General features: G+C 73.2%; 17 protein-coding genes. 12 read left to right on the plus strand and 5 right to left on the minus strand.

From position 1 onward, the window contains the following. From G6W55_RS35115 to G6W55_RS35130, 4 genes are all read left to right on the plus strand, one after another. The coding region (locus G6W55_RS35115) for a flavodoxin-dependent (E)-4-hydroxy-3-methylbut-2-enyl-diphosphate synthase (protein WP_175524701.1) at window positions 1-581 on the plus strand (581 nt) is incomplete at its 5' end. A gap of 187 nt (window positions 582-768) precedes the next feature. After that, window positions 769-1,617 carry a GNAT family N-acetyltransferase gene (locus G6W55_RS35120; protein WP_175524702.1) on the plus strand — a complete coding sequence of 283 codons (849 nt, stop codon included), beginning with the start codon at window positions 769-771 and terminating at the stop codon, window positions 1,615-1,617. Window positions 1,618-1,637: 20 nt separating this feature from the next. Beyond that, window positions 1,638-2,171, plus strand: a complete 534-nt coding sequence (locus G6W55_RS35125) for a GNAT family N-acetyltransferase (protein ID WP_175524703.1) — start codon at window positions 1,638-1,640, stop codon at window positions 2,169-2,171. Between the two features lie 73 nt (window positions 2,172-2,244). Next, entirely contained in the window at window positions 2,245-3,948 is a 1,704-nt protein-coding gene (locus G6W55_RS35130) for a proline--tRNA ligase (RefSeq protein WP_030797033.1), read from the plus strand. Between the two features lie 64 nt (window positions 3,949-4,012). Here G6W55_RS35130 and G6W55_RS35135 read toward each other — a convergent pair whose 3' ends face one another. Together G6W55_RS35135 and G6W55_RS35140 are read right to left on the minus strand one after the other, a co-directional pair. After that, window positions 4,013-4,240 carry a hypothetical protein gene (locus tag G6W55_RS35135; RefSeq protein WP_217687776.1) on the minus strand — a complete coding sequence of 76 codons (228 nt, stop codon included), beginning with the start codon at window positions 4,238-4,240 and terminating at the stop codon, window positions 4,013-4,015. 167 nt (window positions 4,241-4,407) lie between these two features. Continuing rightward, the gene (locus tag G6W55_RS35140; RefSeq protein WP_030797037.1) at window positions 4,408-4,830 is read right to left on the minus strand and encodes a helix-turn-helix domain-containing protein; all 423 of its coding nucleotides are present in this window, start codon (window positions 4,828-4,830) and stop codon (window positions 4,408-4,410) included. A gap of 305 nt (window positions 4,831-5,135) precedes the next feature. Between G6W55_RS35140 and G6W55_RS35145 the strand changes: the two genes are divergently transcribed. From G6W55_RS35145 to G6W55_RS35160, 4 genes are all read left to right on the plus strand, one after another. After that, entirely contained in the window at window positions 5,136-5,726 is a 591-nt protein-coding gene (locus G6W55_RS35145; RefSeq protein WP_175524705.1) for a sigma-70 family RNA polymerase sigma factor, read from the plus strand. Further along, complete coding sequence (locus G6W55_RS39125) at window positions 5,723-7,540, plus strand: BN159_2729 family protein (protein ID WP_309243877.1); 1,818 nt, start codon at window positions 5,723-5,725, stop codon at window positions 7,538-7,540. The genes G6W55_RS35145 and G6W55_RS39125 overlap by 4 nt, the downstream gene beginning before the upstream one ends. A 305-nt stretch (window positions 7,541-7,845) precedes the next feature. After that, window positions 7,846-8,376 carry a WhiB family transcriptional regulator gene (locus G6W55_RS39645; RefSeq protein ID WP_175524706.1) on the plus strand — a complete coding sequence of 177 codons (531 nt, stop codon included), beginning with the start codon at window positions 7,846-7,848 and terminating at the stop codon, window positions 8,374-8,376. Further along, window positions 8,376-8,915 carry a hypothetical protein gene (locus G6W55_RS35160; protein ID WP_175524707.1) on the plus strand — a complete coding sequence of 180 codons (540 nt, stop codon included), beginning with the start codon at window positions 8,376-8,378 and terminating at the stop codon, window positions 8,913-8,915. The genes G6W55_RS39645 and G6W55_RS35160 overlap by 1 nt, the downstream gene beginning before the upstream one ends. 113 nt (window positions 8,916-9,028) lie before the next feature. On the opposite strand, the gene G6W55_RS35165 is transcribed toward G6W55_RS35160, so the two are convergent. Genes G6W55_RS35165 through G6W55_RS35175 form a run of 3 tightly spaced genes read right to left on the minus strand, consistent with a single transcriptional unit; the run spans window position 9,029 to window position 11,059 of the window. Next, window positions 9,029-9,931, minus strand: a complete 903-nt coding sequence (locus G6W55_RS35165; protein WP_175524708.1) for an aminoglycoside phosphotransferase family protein — start codon at window positions 9,929-9,931, stop codon at window positions 9,029-9,031. Between the two features lie 28 nt (window positions 9,932-9,959). Then, window positions 9,960-10,448, minus strand: a complete 489-nt coding sequence (locus G6W55_RS35170; RefSeq protein WP_175524709.1) for a ferritin-like domain-containing protein — start codon at window positions 10,446-10,448, stop codon at window positions 9,960-9,962. Further along, a complete protein-coding gene (locus tag G6W55_RS35175; protein ID WP_175524710.1) occupies window positions 10,445-11,059 on the minus strand; it encodes a hypothetical protein in 615 nt (204 codons plus the stop codon). Before G6W55_RS35175 ends, G6W55_RS35170 begins: the two co-directional genes overlap by 4 nt. Before the next feature lie 224 nt (window positions 11,060-11,283). Between G6W55_RS35175 and rimP the strand changes: the two genes are divergently transcribed. The 4 genes from rimP to G6W55_RS35195 all read left to right on the plus strand — a co-directional run. After that, complete coding sequence (gene rimP / locus G6W55_RS35180) at window positions 11,284-11,787, plus strand: ribosome maturation factor RimP (protein ID WP_078635011.1); 504 nt, start codon at window positions 11,284-11,286, stop codon at window positions 11,785-11,787. A 2-nt stretch (window positions 11,788-11,789) separates the two neighbouring features. Then, window positions 11,790-12,776, plus strand: a complete 987-nt coding sequence (nusA, locus tag G6W55_RS35185; RefSeq protein WP_030797057.1) for a transcription termination factor NusA — start codon at window positions 11,790-11,792, stop codon at window positions 12,774-12,776. 125 nt (window positions 12,777-12,901) lie between these two features. Continuing rightward, a complete protein-coding gene (locus G6W55_RS35190) occupies window positions 12,902-13,216 on the plus strand; it encodes a YlxR family protein (protein ID WP_175524711.1) in 315 nt (104 codons plus the stop codon). A 146-nt stretch (window positions 13,217-13,362) separates the two neighbouring features. Continuing rightward, window positions 13,363-14,614: translation initiation factor IF-2 N-terminal domain-containing protein (locus tag G6W55_RS35195; RefSeq protein ID WP_175524712.1), on the plus strand; the 1,252-nt coding region annotated here is incomplete at its 3' end.

A 14,614-nucleotide genomic window follows, 5' to 3' on the forward strand; every position in this document is an offset into this window, starting at 1 on the left:
ACGACCCGGTCGTGATGATCGAGGCGTACCGCCAGCTCGCCGCCCAGTGCGACTACCCCCTCCACCTCGGCGTCACCGAGGCGGGCCCCGCCTTCCAGGGCACCATCAAGTCCGCCGTCGCCTTCGGCGCCCTCCTCTCCCAGGGCATCGGCGACACCATCCGCGTCTCCCTCTCGGCCCCGCCGGTCGAGGAGGTCAAGGTCGGCAACCAGATCCTGGAGTCCCTGAACCTCAAGCAGCGCGGCCTGGAGATCGTCTCCTGCCCCTCCTGCGGCCGGGCCCAGGTGGACGTCTACAAGCTGGCCGAAGAGGTCACCGCCGGCCTCACCGGCATGGAGGTTCCCCTCCGCGTGGCCGTCATGGGCTGTGTCGTGAACGGCCCCGGAGAGGCCCGCGAGGCCGATCTCGGCGTCGCCTCCGGCAACGGCAAGGGCCAGATCTTCGTCAAGGGCGAGGTCATCAAGACCGTCCCCGAGTCCAAGATCGTCGAGACCCTCATCGAGGAGGCCATGAAGCTGGCCGAACAGATGGAGGCGGAGGGAATCGCCTCGGGCGAGCCGTCGGTGTCGGTGGCGGGCTGAGACGTCTCGCGGTCTTTGGGTCTTTTCAGCCCGTCCGGCGTTTGAGGACGAGGCCCGTCCAGGGCCGACAGCGGGGGCCTGGGGGCGGTAGCCCCCGGCACCCGGACGCCCCCCGCACCACCCCACCGCTCAGCTTCCGCAGGTACAGTGCGGAGACCAGAGCAGTCCTGAGGGTGAGGCCCCGCACGTGTTGACCCAGACCACCTCCCGGGTCCTCGAACCGAGCGACCTGGACGCCGCGCTCGCCGTCCTGGACCGCGACCCGGTCGCCAACGCCTTCGTGACCTCCCGCGTCCAGGTCGCCGGCCTCGACCCGTGGCGCCTCGGCGGCGAGATGTGGGGCTGGTACGAGGACGGCATGCTGACCTCGCTGTGCTACGCGGGCGCCAACCTCGTCCCGATCTGCGCCACCCCCCGCGCCGTACGCGCCTTCGCGGACCGCGCCCGCCGGGCAGGCCGCCGCTGCTCCTCGATCGTCGGCCCCGCCGAGTCCACCGGCCGGCTGTGGCGGCTCCTCGAACCCCACTGGGGCCCGGCCCGCGAGGTCCGCGCCCACCAGCCGCTCATGGTCACCGACCGGATGCCCGCCGACGTCACCCCGGACCCTTACGTCCGCCGTATCCGCAAGGACGAGATGGACACGATCATGCCGGCGTGCGTGGCGATGTTCACCGAGGAGGTCGGCGTCTCCCCGATGGCCGGCGACGGGGGCCTGCTCTACCAGGCCCGGGTCGCCGAACTGGTCGGCTCCGGCCGTTCCTTCGCCCGTCTCGACGAGCACGGCAAGGTCGTCTTCAAGGCCGAGATCGGCGCCGCGACCGCGCGGGCGTGCCAGATCCAGGGCGTCTGGGTGGCCCCCGAGTACCGGGGCAGGGGCCTGGCCGCACCCGGGATGGCCGCCGTCCTGCGCTACGCCCTCGCGGACGTGGCACCGGTCGTGAGCCTCTACGTGAACGACTACAACACGGCCGCCCGCAGGACCTACCGTCGCGTGGGGTTCCAGGAGGTCGGCGCCTTCACCAGCATCCTCTTCTAGACCCCCTGTAGGCTCCGGCCATGGACCTCGTCATCGGCCCCTTGGACCTCCCCGCCCACGTGGACGAGGCCCTCGCGGTCCAAGCCGTGGCGTTCGGGCTCGGGCCCGACGAGGTGGCCGTCCGGCGCCAGATCGTGCTGCGCCACATGACCCACCGCGGCGCGCGGGCCTACGGCGCGACCACCCCCGAGGGCCGCCTCGTGGGCTTCGTCTACGGCATGCCCAACGACCGCACCCACTGGTGGTCCACCGTCGTGGAGCCCTACCTCCGCGCCCAGCGCAACGAGCTGTGGCTCGAGGACTCCTTCGTCATCACCGAACTCCACGTCCACCCGGCCTACCAGAACCGCGGCGCGGGCCGGGCCCTGATCACCACGATCACCGACGGCGCCGCCGAACCCCGCTCGATCCTCTCCGCGATCGACATCGAGAGCCCGGCCCGCGCCCTGTACCGCTCCCTCGGCTACCAGGACCTGGCCCGCCGGGTCCTCTTCCCGAGCGCGCCCCGCCCGTACGCCGTCATGGGAGCCCCGCTGCCGTTGCTGCGCGGATAACGGATTTCCGGCCACACCGCGCTCCCGGCTAACCTCCTAGCCATCACCCTTACCTGGCAGGAGTACGAGAACCATGGCCAACGCACCGGTCCAGCGCATGTCCCAGTTGATGGCGAAGACCCTGCGCGACGACCCGGCGGACGCCGAGGTGCTCAGCCACAAGCTCCTGGTCCGCGCCGGCTACGTCCGCCGTACCGCCGCCGGCATCTGGAGCTGGCTGCCCCTCGGCAAGAAGGTCCTCGCCAACGTCGAGCGGATCGTCCGTGAGGAGATGGACGCGATCGGCGCGCAGGAGGTGTCCCTGCCCGCGCTGCTGCCGAAGGAGCCGTACGAGGCGACCGGCCGCTGGGAGGAGTACGGCGCCGAGCTGTTCCGCCTCAACGACCGCAAGGGCGGCGACTACCTCCTCGGCCCCACCCACGAGGAGATCTTCACCCTTCTGGTCAAGGACCAGTGCACGTCCTACAAGGACCTGCCGGTGATCCTCTACCAGATCCAGACCAAGTTCCGTGACGAGGCCCGCCCCCGGGCCGGCATCCTGCGCGGCCGCGAGTTCCTGATGAAGGACTCGTACTCCTTCGACACCGAGGACGAGGGCCTGGCCCGGTCCTACGCCCTGCACCGCGAGGCGTACCGGCGCGTCTTCGAGCGCCTCGGCCTGGACTACCGCATCTGCGCCGCCACCGCCGGTGCCATGGGCGGCTCCAAGTCCGAGGAGTTCCTCGCCCCGGCCGAGGCCGGCGAGGACACCTTCGCGGACTGCCCGAACTGCGACTTCGCCGCCAACACCGAGGCGATCACCTACGCCCTGAGCCCGGTGGACGCCGAGGGCGTGGCCGCGCTGGAGGAGATCCCGACCCCGGACACCCCGACCATCGAGACCCTCGCCGCCCACCTCGGCGTCCCGGCCTCCGCCACGCTGAAGAACCTGCTGGTGAAGGTGGACGGCGAGATCGTGGCCGTCGGCGTCCCCGGTGACCGTGAGGTCGACCTCGGCAAGGTGGAGGCGCACTTCGCCCCGGCCGCCGTCGAACTGGTCACCGCCGAGGACTTCGTGGGCCGCCCCGACCTGGTGCGCGGCTATGTCGGACCGCAGGGCCTGGGCGAGAAGGTCACCTACATCGCCGACCCGCGGGTGGCGCCCGGCACGTCCTGGATCACCGGCGCCAACAAGGAGGGCACGCACGCGAAGAACGTCGTCGCGGGCCGTGACTTCGAGGTCGACACGTACGTCGACGTCGTGGTCGTCCAGGAGGGCGACCCCTGCCCGCAGTGCGGCACCGGCCTCAAGCTGGACCGCGCCATCGAGATCGGCCACATCTTCCAGCTCGGCCGCAAGTACGCGGACGCCCTCAAGCTCGACGTCCTCGGCCAGAACGGCAAGCCGGTCCGCGTCACCATGGGCTCCTACGGCATCGGCGTCTCCCGCGCGGTCGCGGCGCTCGCCGAGCAGTCCGCCGACGACAAGGGCCTGTGCTGGCCCGCCGAGGTCGCCCCGGCCGATGTGCACGTGGTCGCCGCGGGCAAGGCGCTCCAGACCGAACTGGCCCTGGAGGTCTCCGAGAAGCTGCGGGCGGCCGGGCTGCGGGTCCTGGTCGACGACCGCGCGGGCGTCTCCCCGGGCGTGAAGTTCACCGACTCCGAGCTGATCGGCGTGCCCAAGATCCTGGTGGCCGGGCGCCGCAGCGCCGAGGGCGTCCTGGAGCTGAAGGACCGTCGTACCGGTGAGCGCGAGGAGCTGACGGTGGACGAGGCGATCGCCCGCCTCACCGTCTGACGGTTCACGCGTGCGCGACGATCACGCCGGCGGGGGAGGCCGGCGTGATCGCGCCGTCGGGGAATCAGCCGACCTGTGCCTCTAAGTCACAGGGGAACAGTTCCCGCGGGAGGTCCACGCGCATTCCGCAGAAGCAGCGCAGCGGTCCGCCGCGCGACACTGGGGCGCCCAGGTCGATCGTCAGGATCTCCCGTACTTCCCGGAGCACGTCACGGACCTGGAAACCTCTGGCGATGTGGATACTCACCTCGTCGGGATCCCAGACCGCGATTCTCGGCAGATCGTCCGCCATGGAAATGTGGATGCACACAACTGTCTCCCCAGGGATGCACTACGGCACGAAGTGATCCGCTCCGGGAGGTCAGCGGCTGACTGATGGTACCGGTGAATGTCCGGTTCGTGAGGACTTTCGTCACATTCATCCGTAGCCTTCCCGTGTCGCGCGCGGCGCCGCCGACCTCACATGATGCGGCTGACCTGGAGCATCGCCTCCGCGTCCTTCAGCAGTGCACGCTGCCGTGACTCGGGCAGTTGCCGGTACAGCTTCAGCAGCCGCGCCTCGCGCTCGTCGCCGCTGGGGCCGGGTACGGGCCGGCCTACGGCCTCGAAGAACTCCCTCGGCGTGGTACTCACGCCCCAGCGGCGGAACACCTCCACCATGGCCCGCAGTTTCTCCGGGTCGATGCGGGAGGTGCCGCGGGTCCGGTTCATCCAGGCGTTGAGCGTCGGGTAGGAGATGCCGGCGCCCGCCGCCAGGTCCTTCTGGGTGCGTCCGGGGGCCTGGGCCAGGAGTCGTTCGAGCAGAGCCGCCAGGTCCTCGTCCCGGCGGGACGGATCGTGACCGGGGTCTGGATCTCCTGGGTGGCTCTGCTGGTTCGTCACGCATCAGAGGATCGGCCATCAATATCTACAAGCGCAAGTAGATCGCAGACTGCCGGCGGGGGCTTCGGAAGCACACCGGAGCGTTGTGGGGGCCGGGGCGCGGCCACGCGCCCCCGTGCTCCCCGCCCGGTCGTCACACCCTTCCCTCACGCCCCGTAAGCCGCTTGACACTATATGCATCCGCGTGAAGACTGTAGATATCCCCGAACCTCATCCGTCCGGGTGGTATTCCACGCCAGAAATCTACATCTACATGAAGACTGAAGACTCAGGCTGAGACTCAGACAGAAGATGCGGAGATCATCGTGTCCTTACCGAACAACGCCACGGCCGCTCCGCCCGGTCCGGAACCCGAGCTGGTCGCCCGGGCCCGCACGGGCGACCGGGACGCCTTCGCCGCCCTGTACCACGAGCACTACCGCCCGGTGTACGCCTATCTGCTCGTCCGCACCCGCGACCGGCACCTGGCGGAGGACCTGACCCAGGAGGTGTTCACCCGCGCCCTGCGCCGTATCGACGCGTTCACCTGGCAGGGCACGGCGTTCGCGGCCTGGCTCACCACCATCGCCAAGAACCTCTACCTCGACGAGATCGGCCGCGGCCGCACCCGGCTGGAGACACCGGTCGCCGAGTTCCAGGACCCGCAGGCGCCCGGCCGGGACACCGAGTCGCTCGCGCTGCGCGAACTGGAGGCCGTCGAGGCGCACGAGGCGGTACGCGCCGCCCTGCACGCCCTCAACGACCACCAGCGGCACTGCGTCGAACTCCGCTTCCTGGACGAGCTGTCGGCGGAGGAGACGGCCCTGGCGATGGGCCGCAGCGTCGGCGCCGTCAAGACGCTCACCTATCGCGCGCTGCGGAAGATGCGCTGGACGGCCGAGGCGGTGTGCGTGTGAACAGCAACCTTCCGCACGCGGCCGGGGTGATCCGGGCGGTCCTCGGATCCGTCCGGCCCGCGCAGGCGAACGCCGTCGCGTTCGCGCTGGACTCCGCCCGGCTCCTCGTCGACCCCGAGCGGTCCTTCGGCACGGTGCTGCACCGGGCGCCGGGCGGCGGCTGGACCCGCGCCCCGCGCCCGGTCACCGACCTGGAACGCCAGGCACTGGCCTGGGACGCCTCCTGCGAACGGGCCAAGTGCGTCGCCCGCGCCATCGAACGCCACCTGGCCGGCCACGCGGGCCCGCACCGCATCCGGGTCGACGGCGACCGGGTCCGGGTCGTGCTCCGCGTCGACGGCCCCGCCCAATGGGTGCGCTGGCGCGCGTACTTCGGCATCGCCTCGGCCGGCGAGCGGCTCCACCCGCACACGGTGACGGGCGAGGGAGAACGCGGCGGAGTCCGGGTGACGGTGGTCGCCCTGACCCCGGCCCCCGAACCCCCGCCCCCGTCCCGCCCGTTCCACCTGTCCGGCACCACCTACGACCTGGCCCTCCCCTACCGCGACACCTTCGGGGACACCTGGTACTTCCAAGGCCACCGCACCAAGGACGGCATGCCCCTGATGTCCCTGGACGGCCGCCCCGAACGCTGCACCCTGGCCAACGTGGCAGCCCACCTGGGCCCGTTGACCCCGGCCCCCCACCCGGCCAAAGGCGCCGCCGAGTCCTTGGAACTGCCGTACGACTTGGCCCCGCACGAGGACGTGACGCCGCATCATGATCCGACGGCACCCGACGAACGGGCCCGACCGCGGGACTCGACCTCGCCCGAAGGGCCGGTCACGCCCCAGAATCTGACACCGCCCGATGACCTCGCCCCGCCCCGGGACCTGGACCCGTCCGAAGGGCTGGCCTCGCCTCAGGACTTGGCTCCGTATCAGGGCCCGACACCGCCCGAAGACCTGCTCCCGCAACGGGACTTGGCCTCGCCCGAAGACCTGAGGTCGCCCGAAGACTCTGCCTCGCTCGCCGACTTGGCGGCGCTCCAGAACCTGGCACGGTCCCACGACCCGGCGGTGTCGTACGACCCGACCCCGCCGTACGACCTGCCGACGCCCTACGACCCGACACCGGAACACGACCCGGCACCCCCGGAACACGGCCCGGCACGGGAGCACGGTCCGGTGCTGGACCGCGACCCGGGGTGGGGGGACGGCCTCGAGCCGGAACACGAACCGGCGCGCGGGCACGGCAGCGCGGGTGACCACAGCTCGGCACCGGAACACGACCGTCTACGGACCGGCGGCTCTGCACGGGAACACAGCCCGACGTCGGGTCAGGGCCAGGCGTCGAGTCAAGGCCCGGCGTGGGGCGACGGCCCGGCACCGGAGCGCGGCCCGACGAAGGAGCGGGACCGGCTGCGGGACCAGGGACCGGTACGAGAACAGAGCGCGGCCTCGGGGCAAGGCCCGGCGCGGGGGCACGGTTCGGCGTTGGAGCACGATCGGGCGGGGGACCGTAGCCCGGCAGGGAAACACAGCGCGGCCTCGCTTCAAGGTCCGGTATGGAAGCCCATCCCGGTGCTGGAGAACGGCCAGGCGCGGCACCACAACTCAGCGCTGCAACGCGGCCCGGCACGGGAACAAGGCCCGGCCGCAGGGCAAGGGTCGGCGCGAGGGCACGGTCGGGCGCAGGACCATAGCCCGGCACCGGGACGCGGCCCGGCACCGGGACGCGGCCCGGCGCAGGAGCGCGACCGGTTACGGGACCACAGCCCAGCACCGCAGTACGGCCCGGTGATGGCGCCCGACCCCGCCGGAGCGGACCGATGAGCGCCGGGGGGCGGGACGCACGGGCCGGGGCGGCGGACGTCACAGGCGAGTGGGCCGGGGGCGGCGCAGGTTTGCGTGAGGTCGACGGCACCGGCCCGCGGGCGGCGGACGACGCACGCTCGTCGGCGCCGGAAGGCTCAGGTACGCGGGCCATGGCCGGCCCAGGCTCGCGGAGGGCCGGAGCCACGGGTGTGCGGGCTGCCTGCGGCACAGGCTCCCCGCCGCTGGGAGACCCAGGCTCGCGGACGACCGACGTCACGGATCGGCGGGTGACGGTCGGCTCAGGGTCGTCGCCGGTGGAAGGCATGGCTTCGCGGGATGCGTGTCGTACGGCCTCGCCGCCCGTCGATGAGCGGGGGTCCCGGGCCTGGGAGGCCAGGGCCGCTTGTCGGTTTCAGGATGCCGAGTTGTGGTTCTCTCGGCGGACCTGGGCCCGGGCCATGGCGATCTGCGCCGCCTGTCCCGTGCTCGAGAACTGCCGGGCCGCCGTCCTGCGGCGGGAGAAGGGGCTGCCCCGGTGTCATCGCAACGGTGTCGTCGCCGGGCTGACCGGGCCCCAGCGGCACGCCCTGGACCGGCGGGCGGAGAGGGAGGCGGGCGGGGGCCGGGAGCCCCAGGCGCGGTCGCCCGCGGCCCCGCGGCCGGCGTGCCCCGCGCCCTGCGGCACCCGGGCCGCCTATCAACGGCACCTGCGCCGCAGGGAACCTGTCGACGAGGCGTGCCGCAGCGCCAACGCCCGTGGCGCCGGCCGCTACCGCCGTACCGGATCCACCACGCCCCGGCCCCCGTCCCCCCGTTGCGGACCTGATCCACGCTCATCGTCACCGGAGCACTGATGCCCTCACCCCCGACATCCGGTCCCGTCGGCAGGACCGCCGCCGCGCTGCTCCGCAGGCTCCGCCCGCGCGGCGCGCAGGAGCAGCAGGCCGCCGTGCCCCGGCCACGTCTCGCCCTCGACCTGGACGACTGCCGGCAGGAACGCGAACGCTGGCAGCGGCACGCCGACTCCTACGAACGGGAGTTGAGCCTCGTCGCCCGTGAACGCGCCCACCTCCTCGCCTGGCTGGCCGCACTGCACCCGGCGAGCGCCGTCATCACCCCGGCCCCCGACGGCGGTACGGACGGCACGCACCTGCTGAGGCTCGTGGCCGGCGAACGCCAGCTCTCCTGGCGGCTGCCGCCCGCCGATCTCCCGCTGTTCGCGCACGTCCCGTACGTGGAGCCCACCGGGACACCGTCCCCGGGTGACGGCCGGCGCAGTCCGGACCAGGCCGCCCACATCCGCAGACACACGCGTCTGCTGGCCCTGGAAGGCAGCCTGTTCACCGCCCCCGTCGAACGGCGGCCGCCCCCGGTACGGCCCGGCGACCGCTGACGGAAGCTCCGGCCGGCAGGCTCGGGAGGCACGTCGACCGGACGCGCGGCGTCCCCCTGCCCAGGTTCCTCCGGGGCAGGGGGACGCCGTCAGATCCGGTCCGCGCCCTTCGCCTACAGCCAGCCCGCGAACTCCAGCAGCAGTTCCGCGTCCCGGGTCCGCCCGACCCGCCGGGCCCGCACCCCGGACTCCACCGCCCGGAACAGCGTCCAGCCCCGCACCCGCTCCTGGTCCAGCTCCAGCGAGTCCGCCAGCTTCCGCACCCGCCGCCGGGTGATGGCCGCCCCCGAGGGAGAGGCGATCAGGTCCTCCACCCGGTCCCGCACCAGCCGCGCCAGATCGAACGCGCACTCCCCGACCACCGGATCCGGCCCCACCGCCAGCCACGGCATCCGCTCACCCGCCAGCACCTTGCTCTGCCGGAACGTCCCGTGCAGCAACCGCCGTTCGGGCGGCGTAGCCAGCAGCTCCTGCCGGGCCGACAGCGCCGCGTCCACCAGCGCCCGCACCGGTGCGTCCGCGCTAGCCCGCATCGCCTCCGCCTGCCGCCCGGTCCGCTCGGCCACGCTCTCGAAGACGTCCGCACCGGCGCCGTCCGGCGGCTCCACCCACAGCCGGCGCAGCGTCCCCGCCGCCTCCAGCAGCGCCTTGGCCTCCGGCAGCGACCGCACCGACACATCCGGGTGCAGCCGCTCCAGCAGCAGCACCCCCTCCGTCACCGGCCCGTCCAGCAGCGCGACGGCGCCCAGACCGCCCCAGTGCGCCAGCGCGGCCCGCTCCGCCTCCGGCCGGAACCGGGGCGGGGCCAGCTTCAGCACCGCGGGCGTCCCGTCCGCCCGCCGCACCAGCACGACCAGACTGCTGCGGCCCCCCGGCATCTGGGTCCGCTCGACGCTCAACCCGCCCAGGGCGACGGCCTGTCGGACCGACTCGGGCAGCTTCTCCAACCACTCGTCACCGTCCGGCGCGGTCTCCCCGAGTGCCCGCACCAGACGCTGCGGCGGTTCGAAAGCCATGCGCGAGTCGTTCCCTTCCGTCAACCGGTCACGCCGTCGGGGTCGCCGAAGGCCCGGAGGCGGCCGACCCGGTGCCGGCCCGCTCGGCGAGACCAGGGAAGGCTACGCTTCCGCCCCGCCAGCGCACCGCCCGCACCGCCGCCTCACGCAGCGCACCGGCGGCCTCGCCGCGCCGCACACCCGACGTGGCCCGCACCAGGTCGGAGTACACCCCGGCCACCCGGTCCTCCAGCTCGGCCGCGAGCCGCACCGCCGCCGGCGCGTCCGGCACCGGGAACGGCAGCCCGTACGCGGCGCTCGCGGCGACCGGATCGGCGCCCAGGTCACGCACCTCGCGCGCCAGCGCGTCCCGGCGCGCGCGATGCGCGTCGTACGCCGCCCTGGCCTCCGTACGCCGGGCCTCGCCGATCCGGCCGCCGACGACGCCGTAGCCGTAGACGGCGGCGTGCTCGGCCGCGAGGGCCGCCTGGAGCGCCGTCAGCTCCGCGGTCTCGGTGTCGGTGGTCGTGTCGCTCATCGAGCCCCCTCCGTCAGCAGATACGCGTGTGCCGCACCGGCCGCCGCCACCGACGCCAGCAGCCGGGCCAGTTCGCCCGGCACCTCCAGCAGCGCCGCCGCCCTGCTGTCCGCGAGCGTCCGCTCGGCGGCGGCCAGCGCGGCGACGGCGTCCTTCGCGGACACGGGCGCGGAGGCCGAAGCCGAACCGGAAGGGACCGACGAGGAAGGAGCCGACGAGGACAGGTCCGACGGGGAAGGGACCGACGGGGAAGGCGCCGTCGGTGAAGGCGTCGGAGAAGCCTTCGGCGCGCCCCCGAACGCCTCCACGTGCCGGACCACCTCCGCCCTCAGCGGCGCCAGCCGCTCCGTGAGCGCCGGATGGGCGGCCAGGACGGCGTCGTACCGCCCGACCAGCGCCTGGCTCTCCCGGGCCGCACGCGCGCGGGCCCGTTCGGTGACCGACGGACTCCCGCCCGCGCTCTCGTCCTCCTTCCCGGAGCCCCCGGAGTCCCCGGAATCCCGGGGACCGGACGAGCAGCCCGCGAGCAGGGCGGCGCCGGCGGCCGACACGAGCAGGGTTCTTCGGCGCGGCAGCCCCGAGGGGGCGCGCGGCGGGAGGGGGAACGGCACGGCAGACGTCCTCGGGGAACTCGTACGAAGAAAACACCAAGAAGGGCGGCAGGCCCGTGATCACCGTACCCGCGCACCGGTCCGGCACCACTCAGCGGCACCGCGCGCAGAGGGGCGGCCACCCTGCGTGCACGGTGGACGGCAACACACCCCGCGACCGGATACCCTTTGACCAGACACGCGACCCATCCCACAACAGCACACGCGGCCGAGGAGTCACCCGGATGAGCACCACCCAGAGCGAGAGGCTGCGAGAGCTCCTGGAGCCGCTCATCGCCTCCCAGGGCCTGGACCTCGAAGAGATCGCCGTGGACTCCGTGGGACGCAAGCGTGTGCTGCGTGTCGTCGTCGACTCCGACACCGGTGCCGACCTGGACCGGATCGCCGATGTGAGCCGCGCGCTCTCGGCGAAGCTCGACGAGACCGACGCGATGGGCGAGGGCGAGTACACCCTCGAGGTCGGCACCCCGGGCGCGGAGCGCGCCCTCACCGAACACCGGCACTTCGTGCGCGCCACCGGACGGCTGGTCAGATTCCAGCTCGCCGGGACCGGCGAACTGGTCGCCCGGATCCTGCACGCCGACGACGACGGCCTCGACCTGGAGGTCCCCGGCGTGAAGGGCCGTAAGGCCACGACCCGCAGGGTCGCCCTCGCGGACGTCGAGAAGGCGCGTGTGCAGGTCGAGTTCAACCGCAAGGACAAGGACGAGAAGGAAGAGGAGGCGTAGCCGTGGACATCGACATGAGTGCCCTGCGGGGCTTGGTTCGGGAGAAGGAGATCTCCTTCCCCCTGCTGGTCGAGGCGATCGAGTCGGCCCTCCTCATCGCCTACCACCGCACCGAGGGAAGCCGCCGTCACGCGCGCGTGGAGCTCAACCGGGAGACCGGGCATGTGACCGTGTGGGCGAAGGAGGACGCGGAGGACCTCGAAGAGGGCCAGCAGCCCCGCGAGTTCGACGACACCCCGTCCGGCTTCGGCCGCATCGCCGCGACCACCGCCAAGCAGGTGATCCTCCAGCGGCTGCGCGACGCCGAGGACGACGCCACGCTCGGCGAGTACGCCGGCCGTGAGGGCGACATCGTCACCGGAGTGGTCCAGCAGGGCCGCGACCCGAAGAACGTGCTCGTGGACATCGGCAAGCTGGAGGCCATCCTGCCGGTGCAGGAGCAGGTCCCGGGCGAGACGTACCCGCACGGCCTGCGGCTGCGGTCGTACGTCGTCCGGGTGGCGAAGGGCGTCCGGGGTCCCTCGGTCACTCTTTCGCGTACCCACCCCAATCTGGTGAAGAAGCTGTTCGCGCTGGAGGTGCCGGAGATCGCCGACGGTTCCGTCGAGATCGCCGCCATCGCCCGCGAGGCCGGCCACCGCACCAAGATCGCCGTACGGTCCACCCGTTCGGGCCTGAACGCCAAGGGCGCCTGCATCGGCCCCATGGGCGGCCGGGTGCGCAATGTGATGGGCGAGCTGAACGGCGAGAAGATCGACATCGTCGACTGGTCCGACGACCCGGCCGAGATGGTGGCCAACGCGCTGTCCCCGGCCCGGGTCTCCAAGGTCGAGGTGGTGGACCTCGCGGCCCGCTCCGCGCGCGTGACCGTGCCGGACTACCAGCTCTCCCTGGCGATCGGCAAGGAGGGGCAGAACGCCCGCCTCGCCGCCCGGCTGACCGGCTGGCGCATCGACATCCGCCCGGACACCGAGCAGCCGGCGGAGTGACCCAGGTCGCGGGCCGGGGAACAGATCCGGTCCGCGGCCCGTTCAGATCACGTCAGATGTATCGCGGCACGTGTTCGAATCCTGCCCCAAAGGGGTGAGGTGGCCGCGGGGAGGTAGACTTAGCTGTGTCTGGCCGGACGCCCACCGGAGCATGCCCTGAGCGCACCTGTGTGGGGTGCCGGAAGCGGGCGGCCAAGACGGACCTGCTGCGCATCGTGGCGGTCGAGGGCGCATGCGTCCCCGATCATCGCGGTACGCTGCCCGGCCGGGGTGCGTATGTACACCCCGCCCTGGTCTGTCTCGACCAGGCGGTACGCCGCCGGGTGTTCACGAGGGCGTTGCGCGCCCCGGGAGCGCTCGACACAAAGGCGTTGCGCCGGTACGTCGAGCAGACGACAGTTGCCGACCAGGCAGCAGTTGCCGATCAGGTAACACCGTAAGAAGCGTCGCGCGGAGCCTCCGCGCGATCCAGGTATTCCGCGAGTTGGAAGTAGGTCGAGATTGCGATGAGCACTCGATGAGCACGCGATGAGTACGCCCATGAAGTAGCGACGGTCCGGACGCACCCGGACCTAAAAGGAGCGAAGTGGCTAAGGTCCGGGTATACGAACTCGCCAAGGAGTTCGGCGTGGAGAGCAAGGTCGTCATGGCCAAGCTCCAAGAACTCGGTGAATTCGTCCGTTCGGCGTCTTCGACCATCGAAGCGCCCGTAGTCCGTAAGTTGACTGACGCCTTCCAGGGCGGCGGCAAGTCCGCCAAGCCCGCCCCGCGCAAGGCCGCCCCCAAGCCCGGCGCGCCCTCACCGGCGCAGTCGGCCCGTCCGGCCGCCCCGCGTCCGCCGGCCCCGAAGCCCGCCGCGGCCCAGCCGCCGGCTGCTCCGGCCGCCCCGGCGTCGCCCGCCGCGCCGGCCTCGGGCCCGCGTCCGGTCCCGGGTCCCAAGCCCGCGCCGCGTCCGGCCCCGGCCGCCCCGGAGTTCACCGCTCCGCCGGCGCCCCCGGCCGCCCCGTCCGCGCCCCGTCCGGCCGCCCAGGGACCGCGCCCCGGCGCGCCCCGTCCGGGTGCCCGTCCCGGTGGTCCCGGCCAGGGTCAGCAGGACCGCGGTCAGGGACAGCGTCCCGCCGCCGCGCAGGGCCAGCGTCCCGGTGGCGCCGGTGCGCCCCGTCCGGGCGCCCGTCCGGCCGGTCCGCGTCCGGGCAACAACCCCTTCACGTCCGGTGGCAACGCCGGCATGGCCCGTCCGCAGGCCCCCCGTCCGCAGGGCGCCCCGCGTCCCGGCGGTCCCGGTGCCCCCGGCGCCGGTCCCCGTCCGCAGGCCCCCGGTGGCCAGGGCGGCGGTCCTCGTCCGCAGGCTCCGGGCGGTTCGCGTCCCTCGCCGTCGGGCATGCCCCGTCCGCAGGGTGCCGGACCCGGTGGTCCGCGTCCCGGCGGCCCGCGTCCCAACCCCGGCATGATGCCGCAGCGTCCGGCTGCCGGCCCGCGTCCCGGCGGTGGCCCCGGTGGCCGCGGTCCGGGTGGCGGCGGTCGTCCGGGTGGCGGCGGCGGTCGTCCCGGCGGCGGCTTCGCCGGTCGTCCGGCCGGTCCCGGCGGCGGTGCCCGTCCGGGCGGCGGCGGCTTCGCCGGCCGTCCCGGTGGCGGTGGCCCCGGTGGTGGCGGCGGCTTCGGCGGCGGCGGTGGCCGTCCCGGCTTCGGCGGTCGTCCCGGCGGTCCCGGTGGCCGTGGTGGCACGCAGGGCGCCTTCGGCCGCCCCGGCGGTCCCGCGCGCCGTGGGCGCAAGTCCAAGCGTCAGAGGCGCCAGGAGTACGAGGCCATGCAGGCCCCGTCGGTCGGCGGCGTGATGC

The organism is Streptomyces sp. CAI-85 (genome assembly GCF_013363615.1).
In the GTDB taxonomy this organism is placed as follows: Bacteria; Actinomycetota; Actinomycetes; order Streptomycetales; family Streptomycetaceae; genus Streptomyces; species Streptomyces antibioticus_B.